The sequence below is a fragment of the Nocardioides sp. genome (genome assembly GCF_036503465.1).
Classification (GTDB): Bacteria; Actinomycetota; Actinomycetes; order Propionibacteriales; family Nocardioidaceae; genus Nocardioides.
On the sequence record NZ_DASXWU010000057.1, the window covers coordinates 30,371 to 44,633 of the forward strand.

Below are 14,263 nucleotides of genomic sequence, written 5' to 3' on the forward strand. Positions count from 1 at the left end.
GGTCGGCGAAGTAGTAGATGGCGTTGACCACGTCACCGTCGGGCGAGAGGTACTTCTCGACGCGCTGGAGGCCGGGCAGGCTGCGGGCGTATTCGTCGATCTGGGCGTCGAGGCGGTGGAAGTCGTCGTCGTAGGTGCCGGGCTTGAAGATGAACTGGCAGCACATCATGGGAGTTCTCCTGGTTGCGGTCGTACGGGTCTGGGCTGGTCTGCGCTTCCGGCCCGGATGGTCCGGCGGGCTGAGCGGACGTCGGGGCCGAGCCGGGCAAAATGAGCGAGCAGGTCGTCGGCGACAGCGTCGAGGGCCTCGTCGGTCATCGGGTCGAGCGCATCGAGGATGAACAGTGCGGTCGTGGTGTCATCTGTGAGTTGCGTGCGTCGTCCTTGGCGCCAGTTCCAGCGGCGGCAGGTCACGCCGGTTTCGTCGCACCACACGACCTCGCCGGGTTCGGGGTGCTCGACGATGTCGGCTCCGTCGGTGACGGTGTGGAACGGCTCCTCGCCGGTGGCGCGCGCGAGCCGCGGTGGCCCGTCGTAGCGGTTCAGGTCTTCGCCGCCGAGCGGGATCTGGTGGAGTACCGAGACTGCGTTGTAGAGGTCGGTGAGCCGGTGGACTCGCGGCAGACCTGCCTCGGAGCCGGCGCGCCTGGTGAGCGCTTCGAGGCTATTGCGGGTGCGTTGCGGCTTCGCGCCGAACGCCCGATACGCCTCCCGCCAGGAGGCGATGTGGGGAAGCTCCTCGACCGCATGGCCGTCGAGCTCGCGCACCGCCGCCTCCGCGGCGGCGAGCAGTGCCTCGCTGTGCTGATCGCTGGCTCCTGGTGTGATGCCATCGACAGCAAGGAGCAGGACGCGGTAGTCCGGGCGCAGCCCGAAGACCGCGCTGTCGACACCGGCGCCGTCGAGGAAGGAACTGAGGTCAGGCATCCTTCGCACCCACCTGCGCCGCCTTACCGGTCTTGTTGGACTTGAGGGAAGTGCCGACTCCGGGCTCGAAGACGGCGAGGGAGAACCGGGCCGGTTTCGTGCCGGCGTTGGCGTATCCATGGTCGACGTCTCCGGCGAACCCGATGGCGTCGCCGGCGTTGAGGGTGGCTTGCTGGTCGCCGACCGTCACGGTGACGCTGCCCTGGTGAACTTGCAGGAGCTCGTGGGTCCCGGCGGCGTGGGCCTCGCTGGTGTGGGCGTCCCCAGGTCCGAGGGTCCAGTCCCACAGCTCAAGGACGTCGGGCGGCTGGGTGCCGGCTACCAGGACGCCGCGGCCGCCGGCGTCGCCGGTCCACAGTGCTGCGCCCTCCCCGCTCCGGGTCACCTTCAAAGGTGCCGTCTCCGGGGGTTCGACCAGAGCCGGGAGTCCGACGCCGAGGGCGTCGCTGAGCCGCAGCAACGTCCCCACACTGGGGTTGGCTGCACCCTGCTCGACGTTGACCAGCATCCGGCGGCTCACGCCGGCCAGGTCGGACAGCTGGTCGAGGGTCAGATGACGAGCTTGCCGCTCGTGACGGACCCGGCCACCGATGGCGGAGGCGAGCGAAGCGGTGCTCAGATCCATGTGTGCAATATAGTGCACTAGATAGTGCATCTCAAGTCGGACGGGGTCGCGGGCCGGCTCAGCTGCCGTGGGAGACGGCGACCGGGCGCCCGAGCGACTTCCGGACCATCGACCAGAACGAGACCGCGGCCCACACACCCTCGAGCAGGATGAAACCCCACTCCCGGCTCAAAACAGCCGTGATGGTCAGCACAGCCGAACCCGCGAAGTTGACCGCAAGGTAGGTGTAGGACGACTGCTGCAGGCGTCCGCCCAGAGCCGCCACGAAAGCGACGAGGATCAGCAGCGAACCGGTGACCTGGACGACGTCGTACATGACAAGGCTCCTCAGGACACCGTCTTGTCGCTGGCCGGGTACGGCGTGCCTCGTCCGGTCGCCCGCTCGGGCGCTCCCACCATTGTGTCGGGTCCCGACAGCCTGTGGGCGGTCAGATACGTCACCAGGCCAGGGACGATCGGGTTGCCGGCGGCCATCCTTGAGCTCACCGAGGTACGGACGAATGGGCACTCGCGTCGGAGTTGGGCGAAGGGTCATGGCTGTCGCGCTGACGGCGCAAGATTCAATCCGCTGGCAGAAACCGGCCACTTACAGTCCGATCGGACCCACGCTCGCCCGTTACAATCCGAGGTGCAGTGCAAGGTCTTCCCGCGTAAATCCGAGGAAGTCCGCGATCCTCCAAGCCAATCCGTAGCGGCCGATCTCGTCCAGAGGTCGCGGGTTCAAATCCCGCCCCCGCTACGAATCTCAGGCGCGGAACCTACGGGTTCCGCGCCTGAAAGGTTTGTGGGACCTGATCATCTGTCCATTCGGGGCCGAGACATCCATGACGCCCTGTGCGCGTCGCACGCTCGTGGCGCCGGGCCCGCCTCGCCGTCTGGCCGTAGAACTTGGACCGGATGGTCCAGAGGGAGGCTATTCTCACAGCGTGAGCGCTTCCCAACCGGCGAAGGAAACGACCCCGAAGACCCGGCGGGGCCAGGCCAGTCGCGAGCGGCTCGTCGAGGCCGCCGTCCAGTCGGTTGTCGACCACGGCATCCACCAGATGCGTCTCGACGAAGTGCTGACATCGGCCGGGTCGAGCAAGAGCCAGATGTACCACTACTTCTCCGATCGGGATGCGTTGGTGGAGGCTGCGGTGGCCCATCGCTGCGACGAGTTCCTCGGGCAGCTCGGGCCGGCCTTCGAGAGCGTGAGCGCGTTGTCGGACCTGAAAACGTTGCTGCGGGCGTTTGCTGCCGAGTACGCCCGTGAGCTCAAGGGATGCCCGATCGGGACCCTGGCCGGTGAGCTGAGCTCCGGCCCGGAACCGGCGCGCCAGTTGGTGGTCGAGGCCTTCGCGGCGTGGGAGAACCATCTCGAGCGCGCGCTCCAACGCATCAAGGCCGCCGGCGAGTTGCGTGCGGATGCCGACACCGGACACCTGGCCCTGGGGCTGCTGACCGCTCTCGAGGGAGGCATGTTCCTCAGTCAGGTGCGGAACGACCCCACGCCACTGGAGGTCGCCCTCGACGGCGCCCTGGACCGGCTCGCGAGCTTGCGAGAATAAGTGGACCGCTGAGTCCAGTTAGTGCTAGCCTCCAAGAAACTGGACCAAATGGTCCATTCCTGTGCAGGAGGCTCACATGTTCGACTCCGCCGTTGCCGGTCGTCGTGGCCGGTTGATCCTTCTCCTGGTCTGCGTGGTGCAGTTCATGGACGTGGTCGACACCGCGATCCTCAACGTCGCGCTGCCGAGCATCCAGGAGGATCTCGACTTCACCCAGCAGAGCCTGCAGTGGGTGATCAGCGGCTACCTGGTGACCTACGGCGGGTTCCTGCTCCTGGGCGGGCGCGCGAGCGATCTGCTCGGCAGGCGCCGGATGCTGGTCGTGGGTACGACAGTGTTCGGGCTGTTCTCGCTGGCCGGCGCGCTGGCGCCCAGCAGTGAGGCGCTCGTGATCGCCCGCACCGTGCAGGGGGTTGGAGCGGCGATCATGGCACCTGCTGGCCTCTCGATCCTGATGACCACGTTCCGCGGGCCGGCACGGAACAAGGCCCTGGGGGCGTGGGGGGCGATGAGCGCCCTTGGAGCCGCGGCCGGGATCTTCTTCGGCGGTGTTCTCTCCGAGGGACCAGGGTGGCGTTGGGTGCTGCTCGTCAACGTCCCGATCTGTGTGGCGATGATCGTGGCCGCGGTCGTGCTGCTCTCTCCGGACAGTGCGCTGCACCGTGGATCCGGCTTCGACACGATCGGCGCCTTCCTGGTCACCGGCGGGATGCTGCTCGGGTTGCATGCGCTCATCGAGGCCCCCGACCGGGGGTGGGGCACCGCTCGCACGATCGGCGAACTCGCGACCGCAGGGCTACTGCTCGTCGCGTTCGTGCTCAACGAGCGACGAGCCGCTCACCCGCTCTTCCCTCTCAGCCTGTTGGGCATCCCCGGCATCGCGGCCGCCGATGTCATCCAGCTCGCCGCCTTCGGCGGCTTCACCGGTTCGTTCTTCTTCCTCACGCTGTACATGCAGGAAGTCCTCGGGTTCTCGCCGATCCAGGGCGGTTCGGCGTACTTGCCAGTGACGGTGGTGATCATGCTGGCCGCCGGGCTGTGCGCGGTGCTGGTCGGGAGGATCGGAACGCGCCCGATCATCGTCGTGAGTGCGCTCGTCTCGGCAGGCGGGATGTATCTGCTGTCCCGCATCCCGGTCGACGGGTCGTACGGCCCCGACCTGCTCCCGGGTCTCCTGGTCATGGGCGTCGGCCTGGGCGCGCTCCTGGTCACCGTGACCAGTGCCGCGAACACCGGCGTTCCGCCGGACGAGGCCGGCCTGGCGGCCGGCCTGCTCAACGCCTCCCAGCAGCTCGGGACCGCCTTGGCGATCGCCGTGTTCTCGGCCCTCGCGACCCATCGGACCCGGGACCTGCTCGCGGCGGGTGTGCCGAGTGATGCGGCGCTGACCAGCGGATACAGCCGGGCAGTGCTCGGTGGCGCGGTCTTCGTGGCACTCGCTGCCCTCATCGGGTTCCTCGCTCCGAACACGCGGACCGTGACGACGACACCCGGGGTCGCGCCGGAGGTTCCGGCTCCAGAGGTCATGACCTGAGCGATCCGGTCCCGTCCTGGCGCGAGGCCGAAGGCATCTCCTCATCCCTGATCGCCAGCCGATCGAGCCATGCCAGCGGTCGCCCGTCACGGGAGAGGTCACCAATCGATGAACGGAAGGTAGCAACATGAGACAGATCGACCGACAGGTCTACGGGCCCTGGGCACTGGTCACCGGGGCTTCCTCGGGGATCGGAGCGGAGTTCGCGCGGCAGATCGCGGCGAGTGGGATCAACGTCGTGCTCGTCGCGCGCAGTCAGGAGCGGCTCCGCGACGTGGCGACCTCGCTGCAGCGAGATCACCACGTGGACACGCGCACGATCTCGCTCGACCTCGGCCAGGACGGAATCCTCGACCGGATCGCCGAGGCGACCGACGACCTGGACATCGGCCTCGTCGTGTCCAATGCGGGCGCGGGCAACCCGGGCCCGTTCATCTCGCTGCCCCTCGCCGGCCTCCGAGAGATCGTCCAACTCAACGTCATCACGCACCTCGAGCTCGCGCACCACTTCGGCCGCCGACTTTCCGAGCGCGGCAGAGGCGGACTGGTGCTGGTCTCGGCCGCTGCGGGAGCTGGTGGGCTCACCTACATGGCCAACGACAGCGCGACGAAGGCCTACCCACTGAGCCTCGGGGAAGCCCTCCACGAGGAGCTGGAGTCCGCGGGCGTCGACGTCACGGTGCTGGTGCCCGTGCTCGTGAAGACGCCCGTGGTCGACCGGATCGGCCTCGAGGCGATCGACCTTCCGGTCGATGCGATCTCGGCGGAGGAGGCCGTTGACGAGGCGTTCACTGCTCTCCTCGAGCACCGGCCGACCACCATCGACCGCGAGCGACTTGCTCCCTTGTTTGCGGAGATGAAGGGAGCCGTGATCACAGCGATCTCGAAGCGGCTCGCAGCAAGTCGGCCGGCCCACTGAGGTGCCGGAGCCGACGACAACCATGGAAGGAAAAGCCAGATGAAGTACCTCGTCCAGGTCAGGTTCAACGGCGCCGACCAGGTCATTGCCCAACTGTCCGCCGAGGACCAGGCGAAGATCACCGCCGAGTTCCAATCGGTTCGGCGTCTCGCTGGAGTGCTCGACGGCAACCAACTCGAGACGGCGGCGGCCGCCGCCACCGTGCGAGTCGAGGACGAGAAGGTGATGGTCAGCACCGGTCCCCCGGTCGCCTCGGGTGCGGAGCTGAGCGGCTACTACATATACGACGCGCCCGACCTCGACTCGGCGACCACCTTCGCTTCGAAGATCCCGGTGGCCCGCATGGGTGGAACCGTCGAGGTACGCGCGGTGGTGGAGAGGTAGAGATGGCCGACTTCCCGAGACCCGCCGAGGGCATCGTCGTCACCCATCTGGTGATTTCCTCAGACGTGACCCGGTCGCGGCGCTTCTATACCGAGGTACTGGGCGGCGAGCTGTTGCTCGACGGCGAGCCCACCATCGTCGCACTCGCGAACTCCTGGATCATCATCAACACCGGGGGCCCGCCCACGGACGACAAGCCGACTGTGACTCTCGAACCGCCTGCCGACCCCGACCGGATCAGCAGCTTTCTCAACATCCGGGTGGCTGACATCCAGGAGGTCTACCAGCGGTGGCGGGCGAGTGGTGCCCAGTTCCTGACTCCACCGACCGATCGCGGCGCCGAGCTGCGCTGCTACCTGCGCGATCCGGACGGCCACCTGATCGAAGTCGGCCAGACCTTGTCCGCCAACGGCCGATAGGGAAATGCACCGGGCTGGCGGCCTTCATGCCTGGAGGGGGCTCCCTCGGCCACCGATGGCAGACTCGTCAACATCACCTGGAGGCGAGTGAGTCAGGCCTCGATCCAGGCGTAGGCGAGGCTGGTCGCGCCGGCGTACACGGCGTGGTGCAGCAGGTCGGTGGCGATCGCCTTCGCGCCGTACGACCAGGTCGGCTCGGCCACGCCGAGAGCGGGCAGCAGCACCTGCTCGCCGCCGCAGACGAGACCGAGATGGGCGACGGCCGCGAGTGGCGGCGATGCGGGAGTCAGGCTCAGCAGTCCCCGTACGGCGCCCGGCGTCGGCCACCGCTCGGACGGCCCTCATGCCGAGTCCTGGCGCGGGTGGTCAGCGCTGCGGGCGAGTCGAGGCCCGAGAGGCGGCGTACTGAGCGGGTCGGGAGCGGATCTGCGCGGCGCGGACCTGCGGGGAACGCATCCACCGGTGGGGTCGCTCGAGCCACTCCAGGAAGAACAGCAAGGCGAAGACGCCGCCCAGGAACAGGACGATGAACAGCAGCTCGGCGAGCAGGCTCAGCATGAGTCCTTCGTACCCACCGCGCAGAGGTTCAGTCACCTCATGGAACCGGCCGGGCCTGGGTACCGGACTGCTGGTGCTCAGAAAACCGCCAGAGTCGCCGGATCCACAGCCGCCGGAGCTGCCTCGGCAGATGCTGCTGCGGTACACCGACGTGCCCGAGGGACGCATCAGGACCCGGGTGCTGGGGCAGCGGCGCGAGGGCGTCTCGCCCGTGGTCGTCGTGCAGGGGATGACCGTCTCGGACTACCTGCTGCCGGCGTGTGCCGCTCTTGGCGAGTGGACCGAAGTGCACCTGCTCGACGTGCCCGGGTACGCCGGGAGCGGCGAGCCGACGCGCCCGCTCGACGTCCGGGGGTACGGCGAAGCGGTCGTGCACTGGCTGCAGGAGACCGGGCTGGAGCGCGTGATGATGGTCGGCCACTCGAGCGGCACCCAGGTCGCGGCGTGGACGGGCGTGCTCTCGCCCGAGCGGGTGAGCGCGGTCGGGCTCGCCAGCCCGACCATCGACCCGATCGCGCGTTCGCTGCCGAAGCTGTTGTTCCACTGGCGACGGGACGCCCGGGCACCCTCGCCGGGGCTCGAGCAGAGCCACGGTCCCGAGTGGAAGCGGGCCGGCCCTCGCGGCGTCGCGCACCTGGTCCGGGTGCACCTGCGTGACCGGTTGGAGGAGCAGGTCTCGCGGCTGTCGATGCCGGTCCGGGCCCTGCGCGCAGAGGACGACCGGCTCAGCACCGACCGCTGGATGGACGAGCTGGTCCGAGCCGCCGGGGATGCCGACTGGGTCTCGGTGCCCGGGGCACACGCCTTCGTCTGGCTGTATCCGGAGGTCTGGTCCGAGCCTCTGCGGCGCCTCGCCGAACGGGTCGGCTGAATGCCGACGGTGTCGCCGGGGGACGCGGTCGCGTCGTTCGACTCGGCCTCCGCGTTCCTCGAGTCGCTCGCACGTGCGCTGCAGGGCAAGGACTTCCCTCATCTCGGCCAGTCGCGGTTCAAGGTGCCGCTGGTCCACGCGAGCCGGGCGCTGCCGCTGCGGTTGCGGCAGCGCGCCTACGCGATCGCCAGCGGTCGCGAGGGCGTCCCGCCCGACCGGCTCGGCGAGATCGACCTGGAACAGGTGGCCGCCTGGGTGACCGCGAAGTACCCGGCACGCTCGGCTGCGGCCGTGCTCCTCGGGTCGTCCAACGGAGCTCTGACCCACCTCGCCGCGGCGTGCGGCATCCCGTGGCTGCCGCAGACCCTGCTCATCCCGGTACGCCGGCCCGGCGTCGACCCGCGGGACTATCGCGCCGCCGCAGAGTTCGGCGGACGCCATGCTCCTGCCCTGCTCGACGCCAACCCGGGTGTCGAGCTGCACCACATGCACGACGCCAACCAGGACGCCCTGAGCGCGTCGCAGATGGCCTACTTCCGCGTGAAGTGGCGCGAGCTGCCTGATTCGTACCTGCAGTTCCTGAACAAGCACCTGCATCCGGGCGCCCCGCTCCTCGTCGTGCGGGACACCTCGACCTGGCCGGTCACCAGGTACGGCGAGCGGCACTTCTTCCAGACCGGGGCGCAGGGCGGGATGAACGCCGACGAGTACCTCGACGAACCCGGCGCGCCGGTGCCCGACGACACCGCCGCCGAGGCGGAGTGGGGCTTCGCCGACGCACTGCTCGAGTCGATCCGGGCATGGGCCGACGACTCCGCTCACCCGGTCGTCGAGATCCGCTACGAGCATCCGCAGCATCCGGCCGCCGCGGTGGCCGATACCACCCGCGCCTGGCTCCGCGACCGGGGCGAGTCTGCGGAGCGCCTGCTGGTCAGTTCCTTCGTCGTGCACGACCCGTGGCGCACCCTCACCAGCGCCTCCGTGCCGTTCTGGACGTTCTTCCCGGTGCAACCCGCCGCCGCCGATCTCGCCGCCTACCTCGGCACCACGGCGTACGACGACATCGACGTCATGCTGTTCAGCCACGGCGTCGAGTCGCGCGGCCTGGCGGACGCGGCCACCTGGCAGCGACTCGCCGGCCGCGCCCGCATCCGCGGCCGGCTGCTGGGCGTCGACGCACGCGCCTTCCCGGCCGACTTCCCGGTGTTCGTGCGCTACGCCCGTGCGCTCCGCTCTCTGCCGGAGGGCGCTGCGACGTGGCTGCCGATGACGGTCGACGCCGCCCTGGCCGGACTCGCGACCGACCCCCGAATCACCGTCGAGGCCTCGGCGTGATCCGCGGTCGGGCTCAGCGTCCGTGCGCGTGACGGCGCCAGGCGGTCCACGAGGCGTACGCCGCGGCCGGCACCGCCAGGCCGAGCGAGACGTTGCGCAGCGGGTGGTGACGCCAGCCGCCGAGGACCGCGTCGAGCTCCGGCTGCGGCTCGAACACGTTGCCGTCGTGCGGCTCGGACGGCTCGTCGAGGAAGCCGACGAACCTCATCGCCGGCGTCGTCAGGCGGCCGTAGACACCGGGCATCAGGGCCTTGCCCCACGCGGCCGTGTGCTGGAGCTGGCCGACCGTGGTCTGCCGCCGCGGCCGGCGTGCACGGCGTACGACGACCCGGGCGACGTGCCGCGGGGAGGCGACCGGAGGCACGGGCCTGACCACGCGTCCGGTGTAGTTCGCCGCGTGCTGGTAGATCGGGGTGTCGATGGCGCCCGGGAGGACCACGCTGACCGAGACGCCGGGATGGTCGTGCAGCTCCTCGCGCACCGCCTGGCTGAAGCCGAGGATGCCGAACTTGCTGGAGGAGTAGCCGGTGACGTACGGCGTCGTGATCTTGCCGTAGAGCGACGCGACGTTGATCACCGCACCCCGACCTCGCGGCTTCATCACCCGGAGGGCGGATCGGGTGCCCCACATGGTGCCCAGCAGGTTCACCTCGATGATCCGGCGCTGGGTGGCGACCGGGGTCTCGTTCAGCTCGCCGTAGGCCATCACGGCCGCGTCGTTGACCCAGACGTCGATCGCGCCGAACCTCGCCACCGTGCGGTCCGCCACGTCGTCGACGGCGTCGGGATCGGCGATGTCGACGGGCGCGACCAGCACCTCGGCCCCGGCCTCCCGGCAGGTCTCGGCGGTCTCCGCGAGCGAGGCCTGGGACCGGGCGACCAAGGTCAGGTTGCTGCCCTTGGCGGCGAACCGCTCCGCGACCGCGCGGCCGATGCCGCTGGACGCCCCCGTGACCACGACCGTGGCACCCCGCGGGTGGACCCCGCGGCTCACGGCTTCAGGACGACCTTGATGCAGCCGTCCTTCTTGTGCTTGAAGATCTCGTAGCCGTGCGGCGCCTCGTCGAGCGGCAGCTGATGGGTGGTCAGATCCTCCGTGCCGAGCGGGTCGGCGTCATCGATGACCACCGGCATGATGTCGTCGATCCAGCGCTTGACGTGGGCCTGGCCCATCCGGATCGTCACGCCCCGGTCGAAGAGGTCCAGCATCGGGAACGGGTCGGCCTGTCCGCCGTACACACCGATCAGCGAGATCGTGCCGGCCCGGCGTACGGCCCTGAAGGCTGTCCGCATCGCCGCCATCCGGTCCATCCCGATGGACTCCGAGATCTTCCGCGCGATCGGGTCGGGCAGCTTGCCGGCGGCCCCGAGCATGGCGGCCTGGATAGGGGACCCGTGTGCCTCCATGCCGACCGCGTCGATGATCCCGTCGACGCCGCGGCCGTGCGTCATCTCGAAGATCGTCGCCGCCACGTCGTCGACCATGGTGTCGTCGATGGTCTCCGCACCGTACTTGCGGGCCAGCTCGAGCCGCTCCGGGACGCTGTCGACGGCGATCACCTGCTCGGCACCGAGGTGCCGCGCGATCCGGACCGCGAACTGCCCCACCGGACCCAGGCCGAGGACCGCGCAGGTGCTGCCCTGCTCGATGTCGGCGTACTTCACCGACTGCCAGGCGGTCGGGATGATGTCCGAGAGGAACAGGAACCGCTCGTCGGGATGGTCGCTGGGCACCTTGATCGGGCCGAAGTGCGCCTGGGGGACCCGCAGGTACTCCGCCTGCGCGCCGGGGACCGCGCCGTACAGGTTGGTGTAGCCGAACAGTGCCGCGCCCTTGCCCTGGCCGGTGACCTGGGTCGTCTCGCACTGCGCCATGAAGCCGCGCGAGCACATCCAGCAGTGGCCGCAGGAGATGTTGAACGGCACGACCACCCGGTCACCGGGCTTGATCTGGGTGACGTCGGGGCCGACCTCCTCGACGATCCCCATCGGCTCGTGGCCGAGGATGTCGCCCTTGTTGATCCACATGCCGAGGATGTCGTAGAGGTGCAGGTCGGAGCCGCAGATCGCGGTGGACGTCATCCGCACGATCGCGTCGGTGGGCTGCTGAATGCTCGGGTCAGGCACCTGGTCGACGGAGAGGGTGTGCGGGCCCTGGAATGTGACTGCCTTCATTCCCGCCCGTTACCCGTTGCACCTCGACGCATGCGCCGGCCGCGAGAGGGCACCGACCAGCATGGACGGCGCCACGGACGATGTCGCCTGGAGGTTGTGGCGCGAGGGGTACGACGCGCTGCCGCGGATGTGGGACGCCGATCCTCGCGCGTACGCCGAGGATGCGCTCCGTGCGCGGATGTTCGGCCGTCCGTGCCTGGTCGTCCGGGGCGAGCCGGGGGCACGCTTCTTCTACGACGAGAGCGTGGTCGCGCGGCGTGGCGCGGTGCCTCGGCCGCTGTCGGGGCTGCTGTTCGGCCGGGGCGCGGTGCACGGCCTGGACGACGAGGAGCACCGCCGGCGGAAGGCGATGTTCCTGGAGACCCTGTCCTCCGAGCGGACACTGACCGGCCTCGTCGAGGAGCGGCTCACCCGGGCCGTGCGGCGTTGGCCGGAGCTGGGGGAGTTCTCCCTGCATGACGAGCTCGTCCGCTGCTACGGCGGTGCCGCGCTCGACTGGGCCGGCATCGGCGTAGGTCACTTTGCCGATGCTGACCGGATCAGCCGTCGCCTGGCGGCGATCGTCGCCGGCTTCGGGCTCACACCGGCGCCCTACGCGCGGGGCTGGGCTGCGCGGTGGTGGGCAGACGCGTGGGCCGAGCGGATCGTCCGACGCACCCGCGCCGGCAGGATGGTCGCGCCGGCGGGGACCGTGCTCGACCGGGTGAAGCCCGACGCAGCCTGGGCGGAGCTGCCTCCTCGGGTGGCGGCGGTCGAGCTCCTCAACGTGCTGCGGCCGGCCGTGGCCGTGGCGTGGCTGGGGACCTTCGCCGGCTGGGAGCTGGTGCGCCACCCGGGGCTGGGGCCGACCCTGGCGGACCCGGGTCAGGAGGTGGCGAGACGCGCGTTCGTCCAGGAGGTACGTCGCGTGAGTCCGTTCGTGCCGGCGCTGCTGGGGCGGGTACGCCGGGAGACCACCTGGCAGGGACACGAGCTGGACGTGGGCGACGCCGTGCTGCTCGACGTACCCGGCACCAACCGTCATCCGTCCTGGGGCGACCCCGACCGCTTCCGGCCGGAGCGATTCATGGAGCGGCCGGTCGGGGAGTTCGAGCTGGTGCCGCAGGGAGGCGGCGACGTACGTACCGGACACCGGTGCCCCGGCGAGGATCTCACGGCGTCGGTGCTGGACAGGACGGTCGAGCGCCTGGCGGGGGTGTCGTTCCGCGTGTCGTCCGGCGCGCCGGACCGGCAACGCATCCCCGCGCTCCCCAGGCTCGGTCTCCGGCTCAGCGGCGTCCGGGTGTGACGCGCGGGGGGCCGGGTACTTGGCAGACGCCCCGCCACCACGGACCAACCGGAGCCAGCAGGAGAGAGCAGATGACCACCGCCCGCGAGATCATGACCGAAGGCGCCGAGTGCGCCGGAGCCGACGACACGCTCCTGGATGCCGCGCGCAAGATGCGCGACCTCGGCGTCGGCGCTCTGCCGATCTGCGGGGTGGACGAGCGGCTCGAGGGCATGGTCACCGACCGGGACATCGTCGTCGCCGGCATCGCCGAGGGACGCGACCCCGCGACGACCCGGGTCTCGGAGCCGGCCGACGGCAGGGCGGTCACGATCGGTGCGGACGACGCCATCGAGGAGGCGCTGCGCACGATGATCGAGCACGGCGTACGCCGGCTGCCGGTGATCGACGGCGACCGGCTCGTGGGCATGGTCGCCCAGGCCGACGTGGCGCGCGCGACGTCGCCGCAGCAGGCCGGCGAGCTGCTCGCCGCCCTGTCCGCGGCCCCGGACAACAGCGGGTCATGACGCCGATCGCTCTTCGACGGAGGGCGTGCCGATGAGGGTCGTCGTCACCGGAGCCAGTGGCAACGTCGGTACGGCGCTCGTCGAGGCGCTGGTGCGCAGCCCCGAGGTCATGTCGGTGACCGGCGTGTGCCGCCGGCGTCACGAGTGGCAGCCGGACGGCGTCGACTGGTTCTGGGGCGACGTCAGCACGGCGAACCTCGAGCCGGTCTTCGACGGAGCTGACGCCGTGGTGCACCTGGCCTGGCTGTTCCACCCCATGAGGCGGGCGGAGGTCACCTGGCAGTCGAACGTCGTCGGCAGCGCCCGGGTGTTCGCGGCGGCGGCGAAGGCCGGGGTGCCGGCCCTCGTGCACGCCTCGTCCGTCGGTGCGTACTCCTCCCGGGTCGACCTTCTGCCCGTCTCGGAGGCGTGGCCGACCGACTCGGTGCCGCAGGCGGCGTACAGCCGGGAGAAGGCGTACGTCGAGCGGCTGCTCGACCGGCACGAGGTCGATCATCCGCAGCAGCGCGTCGTACGGCTCCGTCCTGCGTTCACCTTCCGGGCCGAGGCCGCGGAGCAGCAGCGCCGGCTGTTCCTCGGACCCTTCCTCAGTCGTCGGCTGCTTCGGCCGGGACGGGTGCCGGTGCTGCCGCTGCCGAGCTCGCTGCGGCTGCAGGCGATCCACACCACCGACGTCGCCGCGGCCTACCTGACCGCGGTCACCGGAGACGTCGCCGGCGCCTTCAACGTCGCCGCGACCCCGGTGCTGGGTCCGGCCGAGCTGGGCGAGATCCTGCGGGCCCAGCCCAGGCATGTCCCCGCCGCCGCGCTCCGGGCCGCCACCAGCGCGGCGTTCCACGGGCGGATGATCCCGACGGCTCCGGAGCTGTTCGACCTGCTGATGCGCGTCCCGGTGATGTCGACCGAGCGCGCCCGCCGCGAGCTGCGCTGGAGCGCCACGACGACGGCGGAGGACGCCGTCCGCACCTTCCTCGAGGCGCCGGCCGACCTCGACACTCCACCCACCCCGCCCCTGTCGCCCGCCACCAGCGGGCCGGGGCGTGCGCACGAGCTGGCGACGGGTGTCGGCCGCCGCTCCTGACCGCTTCCGCTGGTACGTCGAGGCCCCGGCACACACCGCCGGCCACCGCGCCAGGCCCTCGCGGATGTCGGTTGTTGCTGCTGGGCTGGATTCA

At 70.3% G+C, this 14,263-nt stretch carries 16 protein-coding genes and 1 riboswitch; of the genes, 10 read left to right on the forward strand and 6 right to left on the reverse strand.

What is annotated here, in order from left to right; genetic code table 11:
* Positions 1–165: 165 nt before the first annotated feature.
* Genes VGK78_RS11010 through VGK78_RS11020 form a run of 3 tightly spaced genes read right to left on the reverse strand, consistent with a single transcriptional unit; the run spans position 166 to position 1,868 of the window.
* Positions 166–927: a B3/B4 domain-containing protein gene (locus VGK78_RS11010; RefSeq protein ID WP_331527676.1), complete on the reverse strand. Its 762-nt coding sequence runs from the start codon at positions 925–927 to the stop codon at positions 166–168.
* Positions 920–1,552 (reverse strand): helix-turn-helix domain-containing protein, encoded by a 633-nt coding sequence (locus VGK78_RS11015; RefSeq protein WP_331527677.1) that lies wholly within the window; start codon positions 1,550–1,552, stop codon positions 920–922. The genes VGK78_RS11010 and VGK78_RS11015 overlap by 8 nt, the downstream gene beginning before the upstream one ends.
* A gap of 58 nt (positions 1,553–1,610) precedes the next feature.
* On the reverse strand, positions 1,611–1,868 hold the full coding sequence (locus VGK78_RS11020) for a CBU_0592 family membrane protein (protein WP_331527678.1): 258 nt from the start codon (positions 1,866–1,868) through the stop codon (positions 1,611–1,613).
* 13 nt (positions 1,869–1,881) lie between these two features.
* Positions 1,882–1,945, reverse strand: a riboswitch (guanidine-III (ykkC-III) riboswitch).
* A 533-nt stretch (positions 1,946–2,478) separates the two neighbouring features.
* On the opposite strand from VGK78_RS11020, the gene VGK78_RS11025 reads away from it, so the two are divergent.
* The 5 genes from VGK78_RS11025 (at position 2,479) to VGK78_RS11045 (ending at position 6,355) form a co-directional block, all read left to right on the forward strand.
* The gene (locus VGK78_RS11025) at positions 2,479–3,099 is read left to right on the forward strand and encodes a TetR/AcrR family transcriptional regulator (protein WP_331527679.1); all 621 of its coding nucleotides are present in this window, start codon (positions 2,479–2,481) and stop codon (positions 3,097–3,099) included.
* 76 nt (positions 3,100–3,175) lie between these two features.
* Positions 3,176–4,633, forward strand: coding sequence for an MFS transporter (locus VGK78_RS11030; protein ID WP_331527680.1), 1,458 nt, complete (start codon positions 3,176–3,178; stop codon positions 4,631–4,633).
* 127 nt (positions 4,634–4,760) lie between these two features.
* Positions 4,761–5,552, forward strand: coding sequence for an SDR family NAD(P)-dependent oxidoreductase (locus VGK78_RS11035; RefSeq protein ID WP_331527681.1), 792 nt, complete (start codon positions 4,761–4,763; stop codon positions 5,550–5,552).
* A 39-nt stretch (positions 5,553–5,591) separates the two neighbouring features.
* Complete coding sequence (locus tag VGK78_RS11040; protein WP_331527682.1) at positions 5,592–5,936, forward strand: YciI family protein; 345 nt, start codon at positions 5,592–5,594, stop codon at positions 5,934–5,936.
* Positions 5,937–5,938: 2 nt separating this feature from the next.
* Positions 5,939–6,355, forward strand: a complete 417-nt coding sequence (locus tag VGK78_RS11045) for a VOC family protein (RefSeq protein WP_331527683.1) — start codon at positions 5,939–5,941, stop codon at positions 6,353–6,355.
* Positions 6,356–6,721: 366 nt separating this feature from the next.
* On the opposite strand, the gene VGK78_RS11050 is transcribed toward VGK78_RS11045, so the two are convergent.
* The gene (locus VGK78_RS11050; RefSeq protein WP_331527684.1) at positions 6,722–6,913 is read right to left on the reverse strand and encodes a hypothetical protein; all 192 of its coding nucleotides are present in this window, start codon (positions 6,911–6,913) and stop codon (positions 6,722–6,724) included.
* 130 nt (positions 6,914–7,043) lie between these two features.
* Here VGK78_RS11050 and VGK78_RS11055 point away from each other — a divergent pair, with 130 nt between their 5' ends.
* A complete protein-coding gene (locus VGK78_RS11055; protein WP_331527685.1) occupies positions 7,044–7,784 on the forward strand; it encodes an alpha/beta fold hydrolase in 741 nt (246 codons plus the stop codon).
* Positions 7,785–9,119, forward strand: a complete 1,335-nt coding sequence (locus VGK78_RS11060; RefSeq protein WP_331527686.1) for a hypothetical protein — start codon at positions 7,785–7,787, stop codon at positions 9,117–9,119.
* A 13-nt stretch (positions 9,120–9,132) separates the two neighbouring features.
* Here VGK78_RS11060 and VGK78_RS11065 read toward each other — a convergent pair whose 3' ends face one another.
* Both VGK78_RS11065 and VGK78_RS11070 read right to left on the reverse strand, forming a co-directional pair.
* Positions 9,133–10,113 carry an SDR family oxidoreductase gene (locus tag VGK78_RS11065; protein ID WP_331527687.1) on the reverse strand — a complete coding sequence of 327 codons (981 nt, stop codon included), beginning with the start codon at positions 10,111–10,113 and terminating at the stop codon, positions 9,133–9,135.
* Positions 10,110–11,294 (reverse strand): zinc-dependent alcohol dehydrogenase, encoded by a 1,185-nt coding sequence (locus VGK78_RS11070; RefSeq protein ID WP_331527688.1) that lies wholly within the window; start codon positions 11,292–11,294, stop codon positions 10,110–10,112. The genes VGK78_RS11065 and VGK78_RS11070 overlap by 4 nt, the downstream gene beginning before the upstream one ends.
* A 61-nt stretch (positions 11,295–11,355) precedes the next feature.
* On the opposite strand from VGK78_RS11070, the gene VGK78_RS11075 reads away from it, so the two are divergent.
* The 3 genes from VGK78_RS11075 (at position 11,356) to VGK78_RS11085 (ending at position 14,169) form a co-directional block, all read left to right on the forward strand.
* Positions 11,356–12,582: a cytochrome P450 gene (locus tag VGK78_RS11075; RefSeq protein ID WP_331527689.1), complete on the forward strand. Its 1,227-nt coding sequence runs from the start codon at positions 11,356–11,358 to the stop codon at positions 12,580–12,582.
* A gap of 71 nt (positions 12,583–12,653) precedes the next feature.
* Positions 12,654–13,088: a CBS domain-containing protein gene (locus tag VGK78_RS11080; RefSeq protein ID WP_331527690.1), complete on the forward strand. Its 435-nt coding sequence runs from the start codon at positions 12,654–12,656 to the stop codon at positions 13,086–13,088.
* A gap of 31 nt (positions 13,089–13,119) precedes the next feature.
* On the forward strand, positions 13,120–14,169 hold the full coding sequence (locus tag VGK78_RS11085) for an NAD-dependent epimerase/dehydratase family protein (protein WP_331527691.1): 1,050 nt from the start codon (positions 13,120–13,122) through the stop codon (positions 14,167–14,169).
* Positions 14,170–14,263: the final 94 nt, after the last annotated feature.